The sequence below is a fragment of the Methylosinus sp. LW4 genome (assembly GCF_000379125.1).
Taxonomy (GTDB): Bacteria; Pseudomonadota; Alphaproteobacteria; order Rhizobiales; family Beijerinckiaceae; genus Methylosinus.
On sequence record NZ_KB900626.1, the window covers coordinates 738935 to 764155 of the forward strand.

General features: G+C 60.2%; 16 protein-coding genes. 8 read left to right on the forward strand and 8 right to left on the reverse strand.

Features of this window, described 5'->3' with window-relative positions; translation table 11 throughout:
- Positions 1-209: 209 nt before the first annotated feature.
- The 4 genes from METLW4_RS0103725 to METLW4_RS0103745 form a co-directional block, all read right to left on the reverse strand.
- On the reverse strand, positions 210-3659 hold the full coding sequence (locus METLW4_RS0103725; protein ID WP_018264861.1) for a DEAD/DEAH box helicase family protein: 3450 nt from the start codon (positions 3657-3659) through the stop codon (positions 210-212).
- Between the two features lie 442 nt (positions 3660-4101).
- Positions 4102-5265 carry a restriction endonuclease subunit S gene (locus METLW4_RS23915; RefSeq protein WP_018264863.1) on the reverse strand — a complete coding sequence of 388 codons (1164 nt, stop codon included), beginning with the start codon at positions 5263-5265 and terminating at the stop codon, positions 4102-4104.
- A complete protein-coding gene (locus tag METLW4_RS0103740; RefSeq protein WP_018264864.1) occupies positions 5262-6800 on the reverse strand; it encodes a type I restriction-modification system subunit M in 1539 nt (512 codons plus the stop codon). The genes METLW4_RS23915 and METLW4_RS0103740 overlap by 4 nt, the downstream gene beginning before the upstream one ends.
- A gap of 82 nt (positions 6801-6882) precedes the next feature.
- Positions 6883-7131, reverse strand: a complete 249-nt coding sequence (locus tag METLW4_RS0103745) for a helix-turn-helix domain-containing protein (RefSeq protein WP_018264865.1) — start codon at positions 7129-7131, stop codon at positions 6883-6885.
- Between the two features lie 102 nt (positions 7132-7233).
- Between METLW4_RS0103745 and METLW4_RS0103750 the strand changes: the two genes are divergently transcribed.
- The 4 genes from METLW4_RS0103750 (at position 7234) to METLW4_RS27610 (ending at position 14159) form a co-directional block, all read left to right on the forward strand.
- Positions 7234-8115, forward strand: coding sequence for a hypothetical protein (locus METLW4_RS0103750; protein WP_245258403.1), 882 nt, complete (start codon positions 7234-7236; stop codon positions 8113-8115).
- Positions 8112-10070 carry an AAA family ATPase gene (locus tag METLW4_RS23920; protein WP_018264867.1) on the forward strand — a complete coding sequence of 653 codons (1959 nt, stop codon included), beginning with the start codon at positions 8112-8114 and terminating at the stop codon, positions 10068-10070. Before METLW4_RS0103750 ends, METLW4_RS23920 begins: the two co-directional genes overlap by 4 nt.
- A 548-nt stretch (positions 10071-10618) precedes the next feature.
- The gene (locus METLW4_RS26960; RefSeq protein WP_157234870.1) at positions 10619-12499 is read left to right on the forward strand and encodes an AAA family ATPase; all 1881 of its coding nucleotides are present in this window, start codon (positions 10619-10621) and stop codon (positions 12497-12499) included.
- Positions 12500-13559: 1060 nt separating this feature from the next.
- Positions 13560-14159 (forward strand): hypothetical protein, encoded by a 600-nt coding sequence (locus METLW4_RS27610; RefSeq protein ID WP_157234872.1) that lies wholly within the window; start codon positions 13560-13562, stop codon positions 14157-14159.
- Between the two features lie 238 nt (positions 14160-14397).
- Here the strand turns inward: METLW4_RS27610 and METLW4_RS0103780 are convergent, their stop codons facing one another.
- The gene (locus METLW4_RS0103780) at positions 14398-16461 is read right to left on the reverse strand and encodes an ATP-dependent helicase (RefSeq protein ID WP_018264871.1); all 2064 of its coding nucleotides are present in this window, start codon (positions 16459-16461) and stop codon (positions 14398-14400) included.
- 391 nt (positions 16462-16852) lie between these two features.
- Entirely contained in the window at positions 16853-17239 is a 387-nt protein-coding gene (locus METLW4_RS0103785) for a winged helix-turn-helix transcriptional regulator (protein WP_018264872.1), read from the reverse strand.
- 229 nt (positions 17240-17468) lie between these two features.
- On the opposite strand from METLW4_RS0103785, the gene METLW4_RS0103790 reads away from it, so the two are divergent.
- From METLW4_RS0103790 to METLW4_RS26965, 4 genes are all read left to right on the forward strand, one after another.
- The gene (locus METLW4_RS0103790) at positions 17469-18125 is read left to right on the forward strand and encodes an NAD(P)-dependent oxidoreductase (protein WP_018264873.1); all 657 of its coding nucleotides are present in this window, start codon (positions 17469-17471) and stop codon (positions 18123-18125) included.
- Between the two features lie 5 nt (positions 18126-18130).
- Positions 18131-19261, forward strand: a complete 1131-nt coding sequence (locus METLW4_RS23935; protein ID WP_018264874.1) for an NAD(P)/FAD-dependent oxidoreductase — start codon at positions 18131-18133, stop codon at positions 19259-19261.
- Positions 19262-19652: 391 nt separating this feature from the next.
- The gene (locus METLW4_RS0103805; protein WP_018264876.1) at positions 19653-20909 is read left to right on the forward strand and encodes a C2 family cysteine protease; all 1257 of its coding nucleotides are present in this window, start codon (positions 19653-19655) and stop codon (positions 20907-20909) included.
- Between the two features lie 370 nt (positions 20910-21279).
- Complete coding sequence (locus METLW4_RS26965) at positions 21280-22035, forward strand: DUF4274 domain-containing protein (protein WP_083919213.1); 756 nt, start codon at positions 21280-21282, stop codon at positions 22033-22035.
- A gap of 204 nt (positions 22036-22239) precedes the next feature.
- Here METLW4_RS26965 and METLW4_RS27615 read toward each other — a convergent pair whose 3' ends face one another.
- Positions 22240-22923: a hypothetical protein gene (locus tag METLW4_RS27615; RefSeq protein ID WP_157234874.1), complete on the reverse strand. Its 684-nt coding sequence runs from the start codon at positions 22921-22923 to the stop codon at positions 22240-22242.
- Positions 22924-23002: 79 nt separating this feature from the next.
- Complete coding sequence (locus METLW4_RS0103810; protein WP_157234876.1) at positions 23003-25138, reverse strand: DUF6538 domain-containing protein; 2136 nt, start codon at positions 25136-25138, stop codon at positions 23003-23005.
- Between the last annotated feature and the right edge of the window lie 83 nt (positions 25139-25221).

Sequence of the window (25221 nt, forward strand, 5' to 3'; positions counted from 1 at the left end):
GCTATCGGTCGGCGTCCTCGCGCCGGAATAGTCGACGCCAACATAGCGGGAGAACGCATTCTCGGTCATTGATCGTGCTCACTCGGCTCTCGTTTCGCGTTCGCTCTGCGGAGCGCGGGCCAATCCATTTCGAGTGCCTTGAATTGCGTCGAGTCGGAACCGTGGGACCGCCTCGGCTCGGGGACGGCCGGTTGGAAGGCCGCCACTGCTCACGCCGCGCTTCGCTCGTCCACGCGTCGGAGAATGTCGACGAGGCGCAGAACATCGGCGGTCTCGAAAACGCCTTCCACGCCTTTGGCGTCGAAATCGGTGAAAGGGGTCTGATAGAGGAGCGCGGGGTCCATCGCGCCGCGCTCGGTGAGATGGTCGATCACGAGATTGAGAAATTCGTGCTGGTCCGCGGTCAGTCGCCTTCCATCCTCGAATTCGGAGAAAAGCCTTTTCGCCGCCTCGCGGTCCAGGCCGACCAGCGAGCGAACGAAACGCGCGAGGCCGCCTTCCGACTGGATGAGGCCGAGGGAGGCGTCGTCGGCTCCGGACTCTTTGAAGATGCGCTCGAGCTCAGCGAGATCGGTCGCGGTCAAGGGCTCGGTGCGTTTCAATTTGAGGACGGCGATATGGTTCTCATGAGGGCGCAGGAAGACGCGCGCCTTGCGGCGAAAGGCGTCCATATCCCCCAGTGGCAGGCCGCGTATCGCCACCTCGGCGCCGGCGCCGGCGCGATCCTCGAAATGGGAATAGACGATCGGCCGCTTCTCGCGCTCGATCAGCTTGACGAGCGCGCGTAGCCGTCGCCGCAGGCTCTCGAGCATGGGCAGCGTGACATCCTGCCAGAAGGCGTCGGTCTGGACCTCCTCGATCAGCGCGATCTCCGCCGCGACCATCGGCACATTGGCGAGCGGCTCGAGCAGCGCGGCGATCTCGCGAATGCGCGTGGCGAGGCCAATGAAAGAGGGCTCCACACGCAACAGGGCCAGCTCTGTTCGGAACAGAAGGAGATCGAATTGCTTGGCCGCGAGATCATCGTCGCCGACCGACGAGGGAAGGCCGGCGACATGCTCGATCAATTCGGCGCGCGCGTCGGCGTCGAGCCGCGCCCAGGCGGCGCTCGATGAAAACGTCTCGACCGAGCGACGATGCGGGCGGACGAGGAAATTGTCGAGGCTCATCCCCTCGACCTCCGACCGAAGCGCGCCGGCCAGCGATGCGCGGATCTCGGCGATGGCGGCGTCGCGATCGGCGTCCGATCCGCTCTCGCCGACATGCAGCACTGCCGGCGGCAGTTGCGCATAGTCGCCGCCCGGCGTCTGTGGCGCGGAGCGGTCTATTTCGCCGATCAGCTCCACGCGTGCGGCGAACAGGCGCTTGCCCAGCGAGTCGCCCGCCTTGCCGTCCGCGACATTCGGGCGCTCATTGAAGAATTCGAAATTCCGGCACCAATCGAAAATATAGAAGAACTCCTTGTCCTGCTTATCTCCGAAGAGATTTTCGCAAAGACGCGTGCCGCGGCCGATCATCTGCCAGAATTTGGTCTTGGAGCGCACGGGCTTGAAGAAGACGAGATTCACAATCTGCTTCACATCGATCCCCGTGTCGAGCATGTCGATCGACACGGCGATATGCGGCGCCTTATCGGCGTCGGAGAAATCGTCGATCAGCGTCTGCGCATAGGAGATCGAATGATCGATCACCCGCGCGAAATGGCCGGCGAGATGCGGATAATGCGCGTCGAAGCGCTGGGCGATGAAATTGGCGTGGTCGCGGTTCTTCGCGAAAATAATGGTCTTGCCGAGCCGGTCGCCGTCCGCGACCTTCAGCCCATTCTCCATGAGATGGGCGAGCACGCGATCGACCGTGTCGGCATTGAACAGCCATTTGTTGATCGCCGGCGCCTCGACGACGCCGGGTATGGCGCCGTCCTCCTCCCATTCGATGGCGTCCCATTTCTCCTGATCGTCCTCGGAGAGCTGGTCGTAGCGAATGCCGCGGTCGAGAAAATCAGTGGTCAGCGACACGGCGCGAGGCGGCGCCAGAAAGCCGTCGCGCACGGCTTCGTCCAGGCTATAGGCGTCGGTCGGCACGCCGGTCTGGAGATCGAACAGCCGATAAGTGTCGCGATCGACCTCGCCCTTCGGAGTCGCCGTCAGCCCCACCAGCAGGCTGTCGAAATAATCGAAGATCGCCTTGTATTTGCGATAGACGGAGCGATGCGCTTCGTCGATGACGATAAGATCGAAATGGCCGACGCCGAAGCGCCGCCCCTCGGCGTCCGCCTCGTCGATCAGCCGCATCATGGTCGGATAGGTCGAGACATAGACGCGGCCCTCCTGCGTCTTGTCGTCGACGAGGTTGACCGTCGCCGCGCCGGGCAGATGCTTCTTGAAGGCGTTCGTCGCCTGAGTCACGAGCGCCTTGCGATCGGCGAGGAACAGCACGCGCTTCACCCAATTGGCGCGCATCAGGAGATCGCAGAGGGCGATCACCGTGCGCGTCTTGCCGGCCCCGGTGGCGATCACCAGCAAGGCCTTGCGCGCATGGTCGCGCTCGAAGGCCTCCGTCACGCGGCGGATGGCGCGCTGCTGATAGGCGCGATCGACGATCGCCTTGTCGATATTCTCCGGCGCGAGCGTCTTGCGCGTCTCGCGCCGCTGGAGCATCAGCTCCAGCTCGTCGCGCTTCAGAAAGCCCTGGATCGGGCGCGGGGAGAAACGCGTATCGTCCCAGATCCAATGCTCGTAGCCGTTCGTATAGAAGATCACCGGCCGCCGGCCATATCGCGCCTCGAGGCAATCGGCGTAGAGCTTGGCCTGCTGCTGCCCGTCGCGCGGGTCGCGGCGGCTGCGCTTGGCCTCGATCAGCGCGAGCGGCCGACCATCGGCGCCGGGCAGCACATAATCGACGAAGCCGACGCCGCTCGCATTGGGCATGCCGCGCACTTCCACCTCGGCGACATCCGGTGCCTGCGGATCGAAGCCCGCCTCGCGCAGCAGCGTGTCGATGAAGAGATCGCGCGTCTCGCTCTCGCGATAGTCGCGCCGGTCGGGGATCGCCTGGTTCGCCGCCTTGATGCGCGCGATTTCCGCTTGCAGCGCCTCATGCGCCGCCTCGATCGCGGCGCGGCGCTCCTCGCTCGCGGCGAGGGCGGCCTCGACCGCCTTGCGCTCCTCGACGCTCGCCTGAAAGCGCCGCGCGGCCTCCTGCAATTGCGCCAGCGTCGTCTGCTGGACCTGCGCGAGCTTCGGCAGCGCCTCCAGGCTGAAAGCCGCATCCGGCGCTGGCTTCTCGTCCCGGGCGTAGGTGCGGACGAGCCAATAGGCGATGTCGAAGAATTCGCGCAGCGCCGTCGCCGCCTGCGTCGGGGCGACCGGCTTGCCATGGGCGGCGGCGTTGCCGACATCCTTCACGAAGCGGGCTTTGACGCAGAGCGTGCGGCCGAGCAGCGTCTGGAAGCTCGGCGCCGCGATCAGCGCGGCGAGCGTCGATTCATAGGGGCTGCGCAGCGTCCCGTCATGCCGATAGAGCCATTCGACGGAGGTCTCCAGCGCCAGCCGGCAATAAAAGGCGGCGCCGCGCGAGTCGCTGCGCGCCAATGCTTCCGCGCGGGAGGCGTGGGCGAAGACCTCGGGAAATTCGGCTTGGAGGAATGTAAATTGGGACATGGCGGGTCAATTCGACGATATTGCTCGGCTCGTGTCTAGGCCCTCACGATCCGAAGACTGCCGGGCGAGATCAGCGAGGCCCTCTTGCCGCGCCGGGACATCCAGAGGGAAAAGCCGCGTTCGACGAGTTCGGCGGCCTCGTCCAGCGTTCGGACGTAATGGGCGTGCTCAGCATGATGCTTGTCGGAGCCGATCGTGGGATCGTCGAGCTGAAAGCCGCGTCTCGACCGATGGGGGCTTCCCACGCCGCAGGGCCGAGGCGAGACACGTTCGATACGGATGACCTTTGTCATTTCAGTCTCTGTAACTCGTCGAATAAGCGACCCCGACCGGGCGCGTCCCCTTCTCCCACTTGTGGGAGAAGGTGGCCCGACGAAGTCGGGTCGGATGAGGGCTCGCGACGATACAATGGCTTGAAAATTCGCCTCTTCTACCGGGACCCTCATCCGACCTCGCTTCGCGAGGCCACCTTCTCCCGCGCGCGGGAGAAGGAAGGGGCGCGGAGGTCGCCGCGGAAGGCGCGATGTTGCAGTGAGGCGAACAGAGCGTCGAGCCGCGCGAGATGGGCGCGGTGATGGGCTTTGAGCTGGTCGATCTCGGCGACGCGGGCGGCGAAGGCGCGTTGGAGGTCGAGAGGGGGATGAGGAATAGGCAGTCCTGCCAGCTGTTTGGCGGTCAATTGAGGAACCGCAGCGCCGTTGCCTATTTGCTGTAGATGCTCTTTGGTCGCCGGCAATGTCAGGTATGCATGAAGAAATACCGGGGAAATATCTGGCTTCGCCCTTATGATCATCATTTGTGCATTGATGAAAGCCGTCGAAAATGGACCGTCAAATATGCAGCAATTTCCGAGAGTGCCTCGAAGCGTGATGATGAGATCATGAGGGCGCGCCTTGCCTCTGGATAAAGATACAAATTTGCTCGGCGAAATAAAAAGAAGGCTCCCGAGATCGAGTTTGTCATCGACAATGTTTTTTGTGCTCAGAAATGGAATCCCGCTCGTCAATATGTCGTCCCCGCTTGGGTAATTGCTTGAGCGATCCCCGTTTTCAAACACGGAGATGCTTCCCAAATCGCTGATGGACGAGGAAGCAGAGGAAATCCAGGGTGTTCCGAAAAGTTCGACAAAGAGTCCGGTTGATAGCTTGGCGAGTTTAGCGATGGCCTCCAACCGTTTGCGCCGCAGGTCGTCGGCCTGATCGAGGATCGCCGCGATCCGCCGCTGCTCGTCGAGGGGCGGCACCCTCAGGAGTTTAGCGTATGCATCATTTCTGTTAAGCCCAGGGACGCCAGTGGCTTTATTTAGGCTCTCGAGCCCAATGCTCGCGAGAGCATAGGATAGCCAACGGATATCCTCTTTCGTGCTGGAGCTATCGACGAAATAGGTCGTGTCGATCGGCCAACAGGAATGTTCCGAGAAATTGATTTTTCCGATCGATCCTTTCCTACCGATGACGACCGTAGGCCCGACGGTCAGCGAAGCAGTATGACGCCCCACGACTCCGTTGGAGCCGTAGACAGGAATGTCCCCAGGCGCACGTTGGCGGTCGGGAAGTGATGCTCCGTATTTAAATTCGCAGATCTCGCCGATAGAAGCGACTCTCACCCCATCATCTCCTCGAGCCGCGTCATCCCCTCCGCAATTTCCGCCTCGAGCCGCCGCAGATCGGCGAGGATAGCCGCTGGGCTCTCGTGCTCGATCTCCTCATGCTCCACCTCGCGATAGCGATTGAGCGAGAGGTCATAGCCCGCCGCCGCAATATCCGCCTTGGGCACGCAAAAGCTCTGCGCCGTGCGCAGGCGCTCGCGCTCGGCGCCATCCCTCTCCTCGAAGCGCATCAGCACATCGGGAAGATTGTTCTTCTCCTCCTCGCTCTCCTCGAGCGTCGCCTCCGGCGTCGGCCCGAGCTTTTCCGGCGCGAGCAGCGGCTGGCGCTTGTCATCGAGCGACCAGCCGTCCGCCTGAACGTCATAGAACCACACATGATCCGTGCCGCCGACGCCGGTGCGGGTGAAGACGAGGATCGCCGTCGAGACGCCCGCATAGGGGCGGAACACGCCCGAGGGGAGCTTCACCACCGCCTCGAGCTTGTTCTCCTCGACCAGCAGGCGGCGCAAATCCTTATGCGCCTTGGAGGAGCCGAAAAGCACGCCGTCCGGCACGATCACCGCCGCGCGCCCGCCGGTCTTGAGCAGCCGCAGGAACAGCGCCAGGAACAAGAGCTCGGTCTTCTTGGTCTTGACGATGCGCTGCAAATCCTTGGCCGTCGTCTCATAATCGAGCGAGCCGGCGAAGGGCGGATTGGCGAGCACCAGCGAATAGCGCCCGGCGTCCTCGGAATGATCCTCGGCCAGCGAATCTCTGTAGGCGACATTGGCGTTCTCGACGCCGTGCAGCGCCATGTTCATCGCGCCGATGCGCAGCATTGTCGGATCGAAATCGAAGCCGTTGAACAGCTTTTCGTGAAAATGCGCGCGCAGCTTCTCGTCGCGGAAGAGGCGGGAATGATGCTTGCGCAAAAATTCGCCGGCGGCGACGAGAAAGCCGCAGGTGCCGGCGGCGGGATCGCAGATCACATCCTCGGGCTTGGGCTGGGTCAGCTCCACCATCAGCGCGATGATATGGCGCGGCGTGCGGAACTGGCCGTTCTGCCCGGCGGAGGCGATCTTCGCCAGCATATATTCATAGACGTCGCCCTTGGTGTCGCGATCGCCCATGTCGATCTGTGAGAGCTTGTCGACGACCTTGGCGAGAAGCTGCGGGCTCGGGATTTGAAAGCGCGCGTCGCGCATGTGCCGCGCATAGGCGCCGCCGTCGCCATTGAGCGAGCGGATGAAGGGAAACACATGCTCGTCGACGATGCGGAACATTTCCGGTCCGGCGAAATGTTTGAAGCGGGACCAGCGCAGGTTTTCGTATCGCTCGCCGCGCGCGTCCGCGCCATCCGGGAAGATGCGCCGCTCGAGCGGGCGTTTCAGCGTCGTCGCCTTGCGCTCCTCGAGCTCCTGCATCTCGTCGAGGCGCTTGATGAAAATGAGATAGGTGATCTGCTCTATGACCTGGAGCGGATTGGCGAGGCCGCCAGACCAGAAATCATTCCAGACGCCGTCGATCTTGCCGCGTAATTCGCCTGTCAGCATATCTCCCCCCGAAAGCGGCGGCAGAGTAGCCGGCCGCTCCGCGCCGAGCAATCGGCGGAGGTGCCGGCGCGTCTGCGTAAGTCTAGCCGCCGATCGGCTGGCCCGGCCGCGCGACTCGTATCCCGATTCCGGCGGCGCCGTCGAACTCCAACTCGACGCCGGCCTCCTCGAGCGCGCGGCGAATATCCGCGAGCGTGCGATCGTGCGGAACGCGCGTCTCCCGCTCGAAATTGTGAAGGGTCGCCTTCGACACGCGGGATTTCGCAGCCAGATCGTCCAGCGTCCAGCGCAGCCAGGCGCGCGACGCGCGGCATTGGGCGGGGGTGATCATTCAGTCTCCATTAACCATGGTCTTATCATCTAGTAGCAATACGATCATAGAATGGCAATATCCGCTCATGGGACAACGTTGTTCCTGTGAGGAGTGTTTTGAATGCGTAAGACAAAAATGACGATGCGCCGCTCGGGCGCGACCGAAATCGACGACTCGCTGAACAAGGCGGCGCGCGAGGCCGTGAAGGCGGCGATCGAGGCGGATCATGCGGTCGATCCGCTGTTCCGCCCCGAGGTGTCGAGGCTGGTCTCGGCCTATGCGTCCGCCGCCAAAAGGCATGGCCCGCTCATCGAGCGCGCGATCGGCGATTGCCTCGAGAGCGCCGGTTGCACTGTGTTCCGCAATCTCGGCGTTCCCGTCACGCAGGGCGCGCTGGAACTCGCGGAATCGCATGAATACGCCACGACGGCGACGCAGCAGATCCGATTCGTCGATGGCAAGATCGCGAGCTTCGTCGATATCGACATTCTCGCGATCGATGAAGAGCGTGAGGTCGCCTGGGCGCTCTCGATCAAGCGCGGCGGCGGCGCCACCGAGACGAAAAAGCGACGCGCGATCGAGCGCGATCTCATGGCGCTGAGGCTGAATCTCGCGTCTTATCTGCGTCAGCAGGGCTATTCGCGGGTCACGACGGCGCATGCCTTCGTGGTCGATTATCTGGGATCGGCGGGATTTTCGAAAGCGATCACGCTGACCCGCGAGAAAATCGACGACACATTCCGCCTCCCGATCATGGCGTCGATCGACGCCATGACGCAGGCGATGAAGGCTGCGCTCGACGCCGAGTTGGCGCGCCTGCTCGCGCCGGTCGTTCGCGGCATGGAAAGGCCCGTTTTGCCGAAGCGTTCGGTCGCCCTGGTCCGACCGACGCCCTTCGGGCTCCATGCGCATTCGCGCCGCCGCCGGGAGGGCGTCCCGGTGAAGCCGCCGATGAGCGGCCGCCCCTTCGACAGCCTGTCCTCCGAGGAGAGCGAGCAATGAGCGGGCTGCGCAATCTTCACGACGACGGCGACATTTTCGACACGGCCGATGATGACGCCGACGAGGCGTCGGCGAATAAGGCAGGCTCCGTCGCCGATGCGCTCGCATGGGAATGTCTGCGGGCGGCGCTGCCGTCCGACCTGCGCCGGCGCATCCGACGCGGCGACCCGGTCGCCATCATTGTCCAGGCGCCCGGCGCCGAATGGTGCGGCCCGCTGACGCGCGCGCTGCGGCGCGACTCGGCGCGAATCCTCTGTGTGTCGCGCGACGGCTCCTCCCGTCGCGAGCACGACCAGGCGAAAGGCAATGACGAAGTGGCCTTGGCCCTCGCGGGCGGGCGTCCCGTCATCGGCGTCTCGCAGAATCCGCAATCGCTCCTGCCGTCCGCGCTTTTATCCGCGGCGGACGCGCGCATTTCCGTCGCGCCGCCCGATGCGAATGTGCTCCGCCGGCTCCTGAGAAAGCACGCGCGCGGCAAGGCGCCGACGGAGATTCCCGACGGAGCCGCGACGGCGCTGACTTTCGCCGAGACGGTCAGCGCTTTCCGCGCCGGCGCATCCGCACGCGATGTCGTCGCCAATCTCCTCCGCGCCGCGGAGTCCAAGAAAGCGCACGTCGGCGGCGCCGTTGCCGACGTTCCGCCGCTCGACTGCCTTCCCGCCGATCTTCGCCGGCTGGCGCAGGATATAGTCTCGGGCGTCGCCGACTATCGCGCCGGCCGCATCCGTTGGCGCGACATGCCGACGGCCGCCGTGCTGCTCGCCGGCCCGCCCGGCGCCGGAAAGACGACTTTCGCCTCCGTCCTCGCTCGCGCTTTAGGGGCGCCGCTGGTCGCCGATTCTTGCGGGAAAATGTTCGCGCGAAGCGGCGAGGCCGGCCATCTCGGCACGATCGCCCGCGCGGTGCAGGACTGCTTCGATGCGGCGCGCACCGCCGCCGCCATTTCAGGCCTTTGCATTCTGAGCATCGACGAGTTCGACGCGGCCTGTCCGGACAGAGCGTCGATGGACCGCCGTGCGCGAGACTTTTGGGCGCCGCTGGTGACTCTTGTTCTGACTCTCCTCGAAAATCACGAGGGCGTGATCATCGTGGCCGCCTCGAATTGCGGCGACGCTATCGACGCCGCCGCCACCAGGCCCGGGCGGCTGAGACGCGTCGACGTCGGCCCGCCGGGCGCGGAATCGCTCATGCGCGTGCTGCGCTGGCGGCTCGGCGGCGCGCTTTCGACAGTCGCCGATGCGGACCTCCTTGCGGTCCTTCGCCTCGCCGGGCCGGCCGCGACGCCTGCGCAGGCCGCCGACTGGGCGCGCGACATGCTCCAGGCCGCCCGCGAGGCCGGGCGTGCGCCGGCCCTGGACGATTTGCTGCGCATCATCGCGCCGCCCGACGAACGGACCCTGGCGGATCGCCGAGTCGCCGCCATTCATGAGGCGGGTCACTGCGTCGCCTATGGGGAAGCCGGAATGCAAATCGCCTCGGCCTCGATCATCCCGCGCGGCGCATCGGGAGGGGAGACGCGCGCCGTCGGGCGACGACCAGCGTTCCCGACGAGGGCCGATCTCGACGCCGGCGTGATGATCCTGCTCGCCGGGCGGGGGGCAGAAGAAGCCATTCTCGGCGCGGCATCGACTGGCGCGGTGGCGGATCTGGCCATGGCGACGCGCGCGCTCGCCGAGGGCCACGCCGCGCATGGGCTTGGGGAGACCTTGCTGCATCGAAACGACGTGGCCGGATCACTGGCTTATGACCGCGAGCTGCGCGACATCGTCGAGGCCGACCTCTCCCGTCTCTATGCGCGATCGCGCGCCCTGATGCGCAGACGGCGCGCCGACGTCGAGCGGATCGCCGAGGCGCTGCTCGCGCGGAGATTTCTCAGCGGCGAGGATGTCGCGGCCCTCGTCACGGCTTCTGGAGGTCGCGGCCGCGGCCCGAAAACGCGCGGAAGGGACGCATGAGCGAAGCCGGCGACCTTCTCGATTACGTCGTCGCGCGCCTTGGCGGATGCGCAAGCGGCTGGGACCCGACGTTTGCCGCGCCGCCACGCGCGAAGCGTTACTTGTGATCGCAAGGGCTGTTCTCAACGAGGCGGAGTTTCGCGCTGGCTTGCGCCGTCGCCACCGATGCTTCGTGATCGTGTTTCCGGCCGGGCCGCAGACTCAAGAGCGGCGGTTTCCTTGAAATCTTAACTGATGCGCGAAGTTGGTGGCTGGCGTCGCTTGGAATTGAACGTTTCGGGCGCTTGCCGTTTGTTAGTTGCCTATTGGCTCGTCTGTTTCGCTTTGGCCACTGTCAACTGATCGATGCTCTGGCGTGCCGCACGTGCATCGTTTAATTTCATCTCGTGTCGGCGGACAAGTCGAATCAGACGCAAGTTTTCGGGGTTTGAGAAGTGCGAAGACGCCTCTGGCATTGATCCCGAGGAAGCCTTCGCTGAGATGCGGCGCAGCCACAAGGTCAATCGCTGGACAATTACGGGGCTATCGCCTCATATGGAAGGTGGGAAGTGAGATACAAAAGATTCCAAATTAAAAACTTCAAGGGCATAAAAGATACGACGGTAGACCTAACAGCAGTTGCTGGAGCATCTGTGTTTGCTTTCGTTGGCTTGAACGAGAGCGGGAAAACCACGATCCTGGAGGCGATCCACAGTTTTTCGCCCGACGCGGCAACGAAGGAGCTGGTAGGAGGCGAGTCAACCGGAGCAATAAACAAGCGTGTTCCGCGGCATTTAATATCCACATTTACTGGTGATGTTTCTGTTATCGCAACACTGTCGTTGTCAGAAGAGGAGAAAAAGACGATAATTCGCGCAATTGAAAGCGCAACAAAACTTATTGTCGATGACGCGTCGATCCCAGATGAAATCATTTTTGAAAGAAAGCAATCGTTTAAAGATGGCGATTTAAAAGGCATGTATTTTTCATTGTTGACTCAGCCGTCAGTGCGTGAGAAATCAAAGAGAAAATTTCGGGATCTAGTTGGTGACGAGCGAGTAGCTGTTCGAGATATCGTTTATGGTTACACGCCGAACATAGCATATTTTCCTACATTCGTTTTTGACTTCCCCAAGACGATCTTTTTGACAGAACGAGGTGACGAGATCGATCGTTTTTATAGGCGCGTATTCCAAGATATTCTTGACTACGATGGAAAAGGTAATACAATCGAAAAAGATATCGTTAGGCGTATCCGTGGAGAAAAGAAGGTATTGCCTTGGCCCAGCTTCTTTGAGCTTTGGATAAAGGATGATGACCGTGATAAAATAAAGCATGTAATGGATAGGGCGAGCGCCGCAGTTACAGAGCTTGTATTCGGGCGATGGAATAGAATTTTTGGAGAAGATGTTAAGGGTAAAGAGGTTGAGGTTTCGTATGAGGTCGTTGAAGGCGAAAAGAAAGACGAGAGGGGTGTTGTAACAAAGACAAATGAGCATGATTTATACATAAAATTTCAAATCAGGGATGGGACGCGTCGGTTTGTTGTTAACGATCGCTCGCTTGGGTTTCGTTGGTTCTTCGCATTCATGTTGTTTACTCAATTTAGGGTCGCCAGGAGGAGTACGAGGCCTCTGCTTTTCCTTTTTGATGAACCGGCTTCAAATCTACACGCTGCCGCACAGCAGAAGCTAATCGATAGCTTTCCAGAAATAGCCACTGGTGATCATACTTTGGCGTATTCGACCCATAGTCACTACATGATCGAGCCGAAATGGCTTGAGCAAACTTTTATTGTGACCAATCGGGCTGATACGCCGCTAACATCTATTCTTGATGATATTTCACTTGATGATGAGTCGCTCGATATCAAGGTTACGACATATCGCTCGTTCGTCAACGAGCATCCAAATCAAACAAGCTATTTTCAGCCAATTATTGACAGGCTTGAGGTTGTTCCTTCAAAATTTGACCTGCATAAGAACTCTATTATATTAGAAGGGAGGTCAGATTATTATATTCTGCGATATATTGTAAAAGTTTGTAATGAAAAGGAGCTTCCGTTGCTTCCTGCGCTAGGTGCGGGGACGTTCGGGGCGCTTGCGGCTTTACATATAGGTTGGAATTTGCGTTTCCTTTTTGTTTTGGACGGTGATGGCCAAGGGCAAGAGGAACGCGACCGTTATGTCAAGGAATTTGGAATACCTATCAGTCAAATCTTTACGCTGAGCGACCTTGTTCCTACGGTCACGGTTATTGAAGATATGCTTGACAGCGAAGCGCTGAGTTTCATTCAGAAGGAGTTGGGGCTTCCAAAGGCTCCGAGCAAGAGCCAAATTAAGCGATTCTTTCAAGAGCGCTTAGCTGCTGATAAGGTTGAGGCCCTAAGTAGCGGCTTTGTCATGAACGGTAAAGCCGTGTTGAGTGCCTTGAAAGCGCGTCTAATCTAAGCCTGCAAATAGGCCGTCTTTTAGGATGGCCCCATTCACGTAATACCAACCCTCTGAGAGGCCGACTCAAGTCAAGGGATTTCCAGAATCGGCTGAAATTTAATTCGACATGGGAACTTTAGGAGGTTCGCGATGGCGGCAGCGATTGGGCTTCGGGTCGATTACGATGCGCGCTCCTTGCGGGCGATCGCGAAGCGTTCGAGGGACGTCCAGCAAGCGCGCGGTCTCCTCTCCTTGGCATCGATCTACGACGGCACCGCTCGCAGCGAGGCGGCGAAGATCGGCGGCGTCACTCGCCAGGTCGTTCGCGACTGGGTGCTGCGTTTAACGCCGAGGGGCCCAATGGGCTCGTCGGCAGCAGGGCGCCCGGACAACGCTTGCCGATCACCCGCGCGATCGGCCTGCCGGCCGCGGCGCGCCTTGATCGTCTCAAGCAGCGCGCCAGAGCCGCTCGTTCGGCTCCCCGTATATTTCGAGTGCTTCCGCGAGCCCGGGACTTGGACCGCGACGACCCAATTCTTCGAACTCGGCTCATGCTCCGATCAGCGTGCTACATAAACCAGAGCAGCGGCCGCAGGCGCTTGATAAACAGTCGGGCGCATCTTCGGAGATCCTTTCGGTTCGAACGACAAACCGAAGCCTCCCAACTCTCGGCCGTCGCTTGCCCCATAGGGTCAGGGGTGAGGAGGGGCGCTGCCTTGACGGTCAAATTTTGACATGGTAAAACACGCACACTTCCCACTAGAGGAAGGAGCGTGTTATGCACTACCTTATCGCAGCCCTTTACATTGGTTTGGCAGTGGCTCACATCCTACTCGCCATCCAACTCTGACTGCTAAGAGGCCCTACGGGGCCTCTTTTTTTACGTGGCCTCTTTTTTTGACCACAATCGTTTCAAGTGTGACGTAACACTCCCCTAGCCCGACCGCTTTCCTGCTTCAGTGTCGATACTACTACCCCCTCGCCGAGTCGCAAACGTTTCAATTTATTTGGAGGCCTCCAATCTGATTGAATGTATGGCGGTCCTTTGGTAAGGTGGCTCCTCCGATGGAGTAGGGCAATGCCGCTTTATGGTGTCGATGAAACAGAATCCAAGGGTGTTCTAGCGCTGGCGTTGGAAGCTAATGACATCATAAGCAGAAATATTTACGTTTTTAGAAACAAAATTGTAGATAAATTTTGCATAAATGCCTCTGATATGGCAGATGTGAGTATTGAATCTCTATATAAGTTAGCGATATTCTATCTTAGGCTATTTGCTGCAACTAAGGATGAGCATTTTTCAATTGAGTCGTTTGCTGAATCACATAATTCGCGTGTATCTGATTTGCTGTCTAATAAGATTTATTTTCATACAGCAAGGCGCGAGGCTCTGCTTCGTTCTATATTTACATCTGACGTTATGCCCAGGCTTGCTTTCACGTGGAATCAATATTCATACTCTATTGATCAGTCTAATATTGCAAGATTTATGGCGACGGAGTTGTCGACCGAAACAGTTAGAAAGGTTATAATATTCGGTGAGCGCTACGGGATGTTCGTGCGCTCAAACGCTTTGGGGGTCGTGATCGTAAAGTCAACTGGAGTGCTTGAGCAGGTCGTTCTTGATACAATTTCGGAGACGATGCGTAGTTTATACGAATTAGGCCAAAAAATATGATGGCGTTTGTTGCGCTGAGGAGCGGAGGGGCCGCCAAGAAAATCAGGCGAACTCCAATATTCTGACCCGATTTTTTCAGGGGCCGAGTTCAGCCGAGATGACGAGAGAGCGTAACCTTGGAACCGGCGGCGCCTCCTTTCGACGTGAGAAGCCCACGGCGAGCAGAGCCTTTCCAACCGCATCCTTTTTCCGTCAGGCGGCATAGACGTCGCGCTTCATCTACAGCTTCCCTCATCGTTCATCCCCACATCCCCCGCATCTTTGCCCGCACATCGACTCGTAGCTCACCTTCGGCGAGCCGCTCGCCCACGGCCGCCGCGGCCGGCCAGCTCACGTATTCGAAAAACCGCAGCAGCTCCGCCGGAATGAAGCGCGTGCGCGCGGCGTAGACATGCCGGTCGCCCTGCGCCGGCTGGCCACGGGTGAAAAATCGTTGTGGCGTCACCAGCCGCAGGCTGTCCTTCGCGCGCGTCATCGCGACGTAGAGCAGCCGGCGTTCCTCCTCTATCTCCGCCGCTGTTCCCGTCGCGAGATCGGAGGGGATGCACCCGTCGACGGCGTTCAGCACGAAGACCGACTTCCACTCTTGCCCTTTGGCGGAATGGATCGTCGAGAGGATGAGATAATCCTCGTCGCGCAGAGGCGGGCCGGCCTCGTCACTGGTCGCGTCCGGCGGGTCGAGCGTCAGCTCGGTGAGGAAGCGCTCGCGCGAGGGATAGCAGGCGGCGATCTGCTCGAGCTGGACGAGATCGGCGAGGCGGCTCGGCGCATCCTCGTGCAGGCGCTCGAGATGCGGCTCATACCAGCGGCGCGCCGCTTCCATTTCCGCCGGCCAGCCCTCTCTCGCATGCAGCATTTGCAGCGTCGCGACGAGGCCGCGCCACTCCTCGCCAGCGCGCGGCGGCGTCGGCGCCTCGGCGAGGCTGGCGAGCGGGTCCGGGCGCTCGATGAGGAAGTCGAGAATCTTCTGCGCGGAGGAAGGGCCGACGCCGGGCAGGACTTGCAGAATGCGAAAGCCGGCGACGCGATCGCGCGGGTTCTGCGCGAAGCGCAGCAGGGCAAGAAGATCCTTCACATGCGCGCCGTCGAGGAACTTCAACCCGCCGAACTTCACGAAGGGAATGTTGCGGCGCGCGAGCTCCAGCTCCAACATGGCGCTGTGATGCGAGGCGCGGAACAACGCCGCCTGTTGCTTCAGCGTCATACCGGCTTCGCGCGCCTCGAGCACGCGCTCGGCGATGAAACGCGCCTGATCGCTCTCGTCGCGCACGGCGACGAGCTGCGGCCGTTCCGATGAGCGACGCTCGGTCCAGAGGTTCTTGGCGTAGCGCTCGGCGGCGAGCGAGATGACCGCGTTGGCCGCGGCGAGGATCGGCTCGGTCGAGCGATAATTGCGATCGAGCGTGACGACCTCCGCCGGCGGCGTGAAGCTTTTCGGAAATTCCAGAATATTGCGCACAGTGGCGGCGCGGAAGGAGTAGATGGATTGCGCATCGTCGCCGACGACGGTGAGCCCCTGGCCCTTGGGCTTCAAGGCGAGCAGGATGGAGGCCTGGAGGCGATTGGTGTCCTGATATTCGTCGACGAGAATGTGATCGAAGCGGCCGCCGATCTCCTCTGCGAGCGCGTCGTCCTGCGTCATCTGCGCCCAATAGAGCAGGAGATCATCGTAATCGAGGACATTCTGCGCCTGCTTCGCCTCGACATAGGCGGCGAATAAGCGGCGCAGCTCCTCGTGCCAGCGTGCGCACCAGGGGAAGGCGCCGAGAAGCGCCTGCTCGAGCGGAGTTTCGGCGTTCACAGCGCGGGAGTAGATCGCAAGGCACGTGCCCTTGGTGGGGAAGCGGCTCTCGGTCTTGGAGAAGCCGAGCTCGTGGCGGATGAGATTCATCAGATCGGCGGAGTCTTCGCGATCATGGATGGTGAAGGCGGGATCGAGGCCAATGGCGCCGGCATATTCGCGCAACAGCCTGGCGCCGATCGCGTGAAACGTGCCCGCCCAGGCGAGGACATCGCCGCCGCCTGTGGCGCCCAGCGCCTCGGCGCAGATGCGCTCGACCCGCCGCGCCATCTCGGCGGCGGCGCGGCGGGAAAAGGTCATCAGCAACATGCGCTGCGGATCGGCGCCCCGGACGATGAGATGCGCGACCCGATGGGCGAGCGTGTTCGTCTTGCCGGAGCCGGCGCCCGCGATGATGAGCAGCGGACCGCCGACGGAGGCCGACAGGCCGTCATGGAGCCCGTGCTCGACGGCGCGGCGCTGTGCGGCGTTGAGCTTTTCGAGATAGGCGACGGCGGTCATGGGCGAATCGGCAGGGTGAGCGGGCCCGGAGACTGAACCATAATTCTTGTTTTGTTCGCAATGGCGGCGTGTCTCGGGGGAGGGGAAGGCGAAGCTGGCGGCCCGGTTCGAATTTCCGTGAGCGCCAGGAGCGGCCATTCGTCTGGGCGTCGAGAAGGTCTGCCTTCCCTCGACTTCGCGGACCTTCGCCGCGCCAGGATCGGTCAAATTTAGAAAATCTCACGCGCCGACCAAGCGATCACGATGCACTTGTTCGTTCTGCGGGCGATATCCGCGCGGAGCGGTCGAGGCCTCGCAAAGCGAAAACTGCACCCAGAACGTTGCGCCGCCGCCCAGGGTCATGCTTTCGTGAGAAGGAACCTCCAAGGACGCGTGTCCGAGCAGCCCTCTCTCATGCGCGAGCGGCTCCAGCCTTTTGCGCGGAGCCAAATTTCTCACGGGCCCCGACAATCGCTCGATGATGCGCCTCGGCCCAGCCGATCAGGGCCCTCAACGGTTCCAGGAAGGACGATCCCATTTCAGTCAGCGCATATTCGACCTGCGGGGGCGTCACGTCATGCACGGTGCGACTGACGAACCCGTCTTCCTCCAGTCGTCGCAACGTCCGCGACAGCACCTGTTTCGAGATATCGCCGATGGCGCGGTGCAGCGCATTGAACCGTTGCGGCATGTCGGCCAAATGAGCCAGCACCAGCAGGCTCCATCGGTCACCCACTCGGTCCACCACATCCCGCACCACGCAGGGCTGACTGAAATCCACGCCGTCGGGCGGCAACAATCCTCGCGATCCTGTCATCCGAGCCCTTTCCGCCGTAGATCACTTTGTCCTGACCTGGTCAGAATAATATGCCTCCTTGCGAGCTCTGTCATCTATTTTTAGACTAAGTGACAAATGCAGACCACGATCAGAGTTGGGACCTCCACCGCATATGCCTTTCCGTACGCATTGAAATTGCCCAGTCACCGGGCGAGGGCGGCGGATTCGGCTCGAGAGCAAGGATATTTGCATGACCACACAGAAGAAGATCATCGTCATCGGCGGCACCGGCTATGCTGGCTCGGCCATCGCGCGGGAGGGCGCGAAGCGCGGCCATACAGTGAGCTCGGTCAGCCGCTCGAACCCGGTCGAACGGATAGAGGGCGTCGCATATTTCACGTCGAACGTGGCCGATATCGGCTCGACGATTGTCGGAGCCGATGTCGTCGTTGGCGCGCTATCGCCGCGAGGCGCCAACGTCGGCGCTCTCGCCAAAACCTATGGTCAGCTCGCGAGGCAAGTCGCCGATGCAGGCGCGCGTCTCATTCTGATCGGCGGCTTCTCGTGTCTGCGACGTACGCCCGGCGCTCCGCGCATGCTGGAGGTTGAGAGCTTTTCTTCCGAAATTCCGGCCGAGATCGTCGCCGAAGCAAAGGAGAATCTCGATGTTCTGAACAACCTTCTCACCGACGCGACCGGCGTCGACTGGTTGTTCGTCTCTCCCGGTCTGGAATTCTCGGCCTGGACGCCGGGCGAGGATCTCGGCCATTATCGTATCGGCGATGAAGTTGCGCTTTTCGACGAGAACGGCAAATCGGCAATCAGCGGCATCGATTTTGCCCGCGCCGTGCTCGATGAGATCGAACGCCCGACACGCCATAGGGCGCAGATCGGCGTGGCCTATTAACCGGCATGAGCGCGACCCCCACACCCAACCTCATCGACACGCATGAGACTGTCGTCATTTTTGGCGGCGGCATCGCCGGAGCGACACTCGCGAAATCCCTCGTCAGAAACTTTTCGGTCATGCTGGTCGACCCTCGAGATTTCATCGAGGTTCCTATGGCGGCGACGCGTGTGATCGTTGATCCGGATTTGGCGGGGCCGGCAACGATCGCTTTCGCTGAAGCGCTGGTCGGTGTCCGTCATGTGCAAGGCCGCCTTGCGGAATGGACGCGAGACGGCGGACGCGTCGAGCTCGCGGATGGCGCACAGGCCGTGATCAGCGGAAATGTGACGGTCCTGGCCACAGGTAGTCGCCACGCCAATCCACTCATGCGCGCATCCGCGGGCACGATGGAGGAACGCCGGACGCTCTATCGCCGATACAATGTGCGGATTATGGAGGCTGAAAAAATACTGATCGTCGGGGGCGGTCCCATAGGCGTCGAGATCGCCGGCGAGATCAGCGAGGCTTGGCCGGAGAAGTCCATCACGCTGATCGAACGGGGAGAACGTTTCCTCAAGGGCAGTTCCAAAGAACTGGCGTGTGAGGCAACGCGCATTCTCGAGGCGCGCGGGGTCACCGTCATCACCGGCGAGAGCCTTACCTCGCAGCCATCCACCGATCCTTTCGCCGAGGGCGGCGCAGTGATGACCAACAAGGGCCGCGTCATTGATTATGCCCTCTTGATCTGGGCGACAGGAGGACAGCCGGAGACCGCATTTATGAGGGAGCATTATGCCGCGCTCCTCGATGAGGCGGGCCGGCTCAGGGTCGATCCGCAGTTGCGGGTCAAGGGCCTGACCAATGTGTTCGCGGTAGGCGACATCAACGATGTGGCGGAGAACAAGATGGCGGTGCACATCCTCGGCCAGGCCAAGACCGCTGAAACCAATATCAGAGCAATCCTGACAGGCCGCGGCGCGCTGGCCGCCTATAAAGCCAAGACGGGCAACCCGATGATGCTGCTGGCATTGGGGAGACAGACCGGCGTGTCGCATCTGCCGATCTTTGGCGTAGTCAAGGCCGGCTGGCTGAACCGCATGATCAAGACCCGCGATATGCTCGTGCCCCGCTTTCGCAAAGCTTTTGGGCTATAGGATCCATACCGATTCCAGCTTCGCCTATGTGCAGTAAGGATGTCCATGCCTTGAAAGTTCATGCTCACGAAGCTCGAACCTCGTGGCTCTCACATACCGACGTCGAGTCGTCGATGAATTTTGCGAAGCAAACCGGTGCGAATCGGCTCGACACCTTGTCACCGCGACCGAAAAATCTCATCCAGATTGCCGCGCCATACGCTGTCGAAGCTCGGAGTTCGGCTCTGGAATGCTTCGTCGCGTCGCTCCTCGCGCCGATGACGCCGCATTCGAATGCCTCATCCCAGCCGCGCCAGAAGAGCTGTCGCTCTGCGTGCCCTGTGGGATTCGCCACAAACACGGCCGGCCGTCGGGTTTATGTCGAATGGACGTTGATCCACGGGAGGCGAAAATGGCTCATCACAAGGACGGACTTCTGACCATTCCGGCAAGCGCCCAGATCGTCGCTTGCGGAAATCCGAGCACGCCGGCTTGGAATGACTTCCATCACCGCACGTTCAAGGACCTCTTTCCGTCGCCGCCGAGCGCCTATGACGTTCGGCAGGGCGGAATCGGCGACTGCTGGCTGCTCTCCGCGCTCATCTCCATCCTCGAATTGCCGAATGGACCCGACTTGATCGAGCGGTCCATGAAGGACGTCGGATTGGGATCGGTGGTCGTGCGGCTATACAAAGGAGGGGTTCCTCACTACGTCAAAATTTCGAAAAGCGTCGTTTCCGGCCTCGGCGCGCATAGTTTCGTCTGGGTCAAGCTCATCGAAAAAGCCGCCGCGGCGCTGCACGGAAGCTCGAGCTACGAAAATCTCGGAAAAGGCGGCGTCAACGCCGACAAGGCGTTCGGCATGCTGCTCGGCGCGCAGGCCACGGCCATCCTGAACAACGCCGACGTCGACGACGTCGCCTTCTTGAACACGAAAGGCGAGGCGTGCCTGATGGCCTGTTTCGCGAATAGCAAGCCCGACATCAAGGCCAAGATCGAGACGATGGTTTTCGAAGACGACGCCACTCTCTTCAACCACTGGACAAATTGGTGGACGCAGACTCGCTTCGGCAATTGGTACGCCAACGACTACAGCCTGCATCGTCAATACAAATATGAGCATTTCGAAGAGTTCTTGAAGAAGAGCGGCCTTCACGCGGGAACGAGAGACCAGATATTGTCCTGGGCGGCAAAAAACTCCATCCTTCCCGGCAAACGGTCCAGCGGCGTCTATTCCCGCAAACAATTGGAGGTGTTCTACGCGATCAGAAATTTGTGCCTGCCGAAAGGCGATCCTTCCAAGCGCGATCCGATCGTGGCCGAGACGAAGCCTTTCGGCAAATCGATCATGACCAAAAATCTCGGCACGGCGGGAGAAGGCATCGCCTCCATGGGACTCGTGCGCGACCATTGCTACGCGGTGCTGGGCGTCGAGGAAACGCATGAGCACGGCGTCGACCTCTGCTGGATCAAGCTGCACAACCCCCACAATATGAACGGCGTCAAATACGAACGCGGCGTCCATGCGAGCGGGCTCAAGGCCGGGAAGCGATATTTGCGCCCCGTCCCCTGCGCCCAGCCGCGCTTTGTGTTGGAGCTCGGCGATTTCACCAAAAACTTCGAGACAGTGACGCATGGGTCGACGAAATTGATCGTCGGCGAGGAGTGAAGCTTTCGCGGAACGGGGTCGCAATCCCGCCCATCTGCTGCGCCGGGGCGGCGAACGATTCGGTCGACCTCGCGCTTCGATAAAGCGTCGACCGATGGTTTTCCGGGCCCTCGCGATGCAAGAGATTGCAGAAACCAGTCGGTTTCGCCCGCTCGGCATTGCATTTGGAAGGGTCGCGTCGGGTCGAAATTTCACGTTCGCCTATGGGGCGGATGCGCCAGGAACGGACATTCGCTGGCAAAGCTTGATCGCTCATGCGTAGTATTGGTCACGCCCGGATTGTCGGCCTACCGTCTCTTCCTATTCAGCCACTCTACGAACCGGGATCTTGTCTCGAGGTTGGGAAACGGACAAACCGACGGGAGCACGCATGTCAAATTTTGAAGATTATGAAAAAGAGCAGAAAGCCATGATTTCGTGGCTACAACGCCGTTCGCCGGACGTGTGGCACGTTGTTGCAGGGCATCTTAATTGGGATTTCGCCATCGATGTTCTCGAATGGATCGTGTCCCAACCTCAATGTGATTTGGCTACAGCGGCGCTTCTATTTTGGACTGGAGATCCAGAACAGTGGCTTAAATATCAGACAAAAGACACAATTCCTGATTTTGCTATTGAATACTTCAATATATCTGCACTCATAGTGAACCGAGCTAAATCTGGGCTCTATAATCGACAAGAGCTGGCTTTCGCAGGTGATCCTTGCAACATGATTGGAGGAGTCGACTATCATCTGAAATTCAGTGTGGAGAAGGCGCAGCGCCGCTTCAAAGAAAAATGTTCAGGATCATTCCCGTGGGAACTTCCAATTGTTTTGACACCGCCGATTCCGGGTCGCGCACCTTTGATGTCCTCTGAGGAAGACCCTGAGCAAGGTGCCGAGATTCAAGCCCTTCTTGCCGCACTAGGCACGTACGTCTCCACGGAACCAACACCGCCGCGACCGCAAAAATTTCAGATCGGCGAGCGCGTGACCAACATATGGTATCAAGCAAACAAAATTTATAATGGCACTGGGACAATACTCAATGTGAACGACGGCGTATCCAAAGTATTGTATTTGGTGCTGCTGGATAATGGCACAGAGGTTGTATTGACAGATAACCTAATGGAAAAAGTAACTTAAGCACGATTATGGCTCTGGCCGACACATGCGAGCTTGAGAGCTATGTCACGTTATAGCTCGGGCCGCAGGGATGGGAACGTCGCTATGGGTCATAGTTTCACGCTCGCCGTCCTGAACGGGGAGGTCGCGCCACGGGCCGACCTTCGCCCGATGCCTCGAAGGCGACTTTCAGTTCGGCTCGCACGGCGCAGACTGTTGCGAAGATCAAAAATTAGGAAACACAAACAAAGGTCTATCATCGCTTCTCAGGCGCGGGCGCCAATCTGGAGGCAACTGCATTTCTATCCACGCCTGCTGAAAGACACGCCGATTGGATTCGAGCGCGCCCGGAGGAATGTGTGGCGTGTTTGCGTCGAACACGATAACATCCCAAGGTTTCTGGTTTACGGTGCATCCATTCTTCTGCGATAGACTTAGCAGCTCGGTCTTATAAGTGCGGCCATCGTCGATCCTGTGTGAATCGAGAATAGATTCCATATCTTCTTTATCTGTCAAATCGATAAAAGTTGCTGCTGCGCTGGAAACGCAGAGCAATCGCAAACAAATAATTCGCTCTTCTCTAAGCCACTCTGAGGCACCCACTATATCCGAGTGCAGTTTTGTATCGAGGCCGTCAAATGTTGATTGACCAATTCCGACTCGCGACGAAATAATACCGATTCTGTTATTGTCGATGATGGTCGCTCCCCAACGTATAAAACTATTTGCTGCGCCACTGACAAATTTTGCAAATGGGCGGATTGGTTCTGCGACGCCGTTTTGCCACCAACTATCGTAAGATTCGCGCCGATCGCTGGAAGCGTAAGAAGCCACGGCTTTTCGTTGTTCTTCAGTCAACGAGCCGAGAATACGGGGCGGGATGCCATTCAATGTCAGAAGCGCAATCATATTTCATCATACATGAATTTATCGGTCGTACTCTTCGGGAGTCCAGCTCGATCTTAGCCGTGACAATGACCGCTTCGGGTCACGAGCGGTCCGGTGCTCCCTTCGTTTTTCTCGCCCGCCTGCGTCCCGGACCCGCGCCATCCGTCCCCCTCCGCTTCCGCGAGAATGGCGGCCGCAGCTTGTCCTGCACCCATGGCAGCAGGCGGATCGGGTGAGGCTGTAGATGCGCCGTCACGATCGGAATCTTCATGATGCTCGGCAGCATGTTGGCGAGCGCGATCGCGTCGCAGTAGATTTCCTCGGTCGGGGTGGCGCCCGAATGCCCCATGATGTCGCTCCGAATCTCGCTATGAATCCCCTTCTGCTTCAATGAATTGCCGAAAGATTTGCGCATCGAATGGATGACCTTCTTGCGCTCCTTGGCGTCGGGAATGGCTTGGTGCAGCCCGTCGATCAGCTCGTCATAGAGCCGATCGCCCAGAGGTGACGAGGATGTCGGCGATTTGAGATCGGGGAAGACCATCTCATAGCCGAGTGCTCTCACGGCCGCGACATAATCGAGAAAGCCGAGGCGGATGAGCTCCGGGTGCAGAACGACCGAGCGTTCGGAATACAGATTTTTGATGCGCCGAATTTCGCTCGTTCTGATCTTTATATAGTGGAGGCGTTGTAACTTGCCGTCGATCACCGTGTCGACGTAGGCCACGTCACGGACGGAGAGGCCGCAGATCTCCTCGCGCCGCGCTCCGGTGTAGTGGAGCATGAGCGTCGCGAAATACAGCGCGCGGTGAAAGACGTGCGGGCCTGGGATCAATATCTCGTCGTCTTTCCAACCGGCGCAGCCGATAAAGAAGGCGAGGCGGAAGATGGCGCCGGCGTCGGCTTCGGTCAGGAGTCCACGCTTCTTGCGCCCGCGTTCCGTGGACTTGCGACGCATCAGCGTCATGTCGATGTCCCGGTCGAGCTTGTGGCCGCGGCTTCGAATATGGGCGAGGACTTGGCCCAGAAATGAAAAATGCCGATTGACGGTTCCGGCGACCAAGCCGCGCTCCGATGGCGGCTTGGCCGCGCCGATCGCGCGAAGCTGGTCGAGCGTCCTGTGATTGTCTCGCGGGCTGCGGCCGTAGCTCTTGGCGACAGCGCCGAAGAGGTCGTCGAGATCGCCCAGGTGCTTCTGGTGGATGTCTTCGAACTCGACGACGCCCTGCTCGAGGAGGAGCCTCGCGAAAAGCCGCGAAATCTGACGCACCTGACGCTGGGATTTCGTGTCCCAGGCCTTGGCGTCCGCATTCTTCTGGATGACCCCCTCGGCGAGCACGACGAATGGATGCTCGTCGAGCGACAACGGCTTCGTTCGCGCCGCCTTGGCGGGACTCGGCGTGGGCGCGGGGTCGGCAGACGGCGGCGCATGTTCGTTTCGGGCGCCTTCGACCGTCGCGGTCGCTTCTCGAGGGACGACAATCGGGGATGAGGCGAGGGGCGCAACGACGGGCCTCGTCTCGGCGTGACCGACCGAGTCGTGGGGCGCCTTGGCGTGATCCTTCAGAATGTCGGCGATGGTCTTCTCGATCTCGACGCGCACGCCGTCATGCCGGCGCTCCGACTGAAAATTCGCCTCGGCGAAGGCCCGGTAGACCGTCTCCTGCGCGAGCGCGAGATTCATCGGATTGGGCTCGCCGCCGACCTCCGCGACGAGCGTCGCGAGCCGCTCCTGCTTTTCGGCGGAGACGTTTTGGCGCTGCATGAGATCGAGCATGAAGGCGATCTCGGCGATCTCGTCCGGCCTCATGCCCTGCGCCGCCATTTGCGCGGCGGAGCGCTCGTCGACGGCGGCGGCGCGTCCGCGCGTCTCGAGCAGGCGATAGACGTGCCCCATCACGCGCTCGCTGCGGCGGCTTTTCTCGGGATCGAAATCGTTCTCCGTGCGTTCGCGCGCCGCCACGGCCTCGAGCTTGTCGAGGTGCTGCGTGAAGACGATGCGGAACACCTTCTGAATTTGCTGCTGTGAGAGGCGACTGGTCATGGCGGCCGGAAAGAAACAACGATCGGCGAGCGCGGAAATCTGGCCGGCGAGGAAGCGCGCTCTCCCGGGGTTGCTGGTGCGCAGGCCGAGAATCAGCGTCGCAGAATTTCTCGATTCGGCAAGCGCCGATGGCAGTCGCCGCCGCCAATAATAGAACGCTCCGCGACGCACGACATGGGGTATGGCGGGCACGAAAATCTCCGTGGTGTACCAGCCATGTGTCACACGGATGTGGAAACGCGCCCCAGCTGAGGCGACTTTCTAGCGATTCCAAT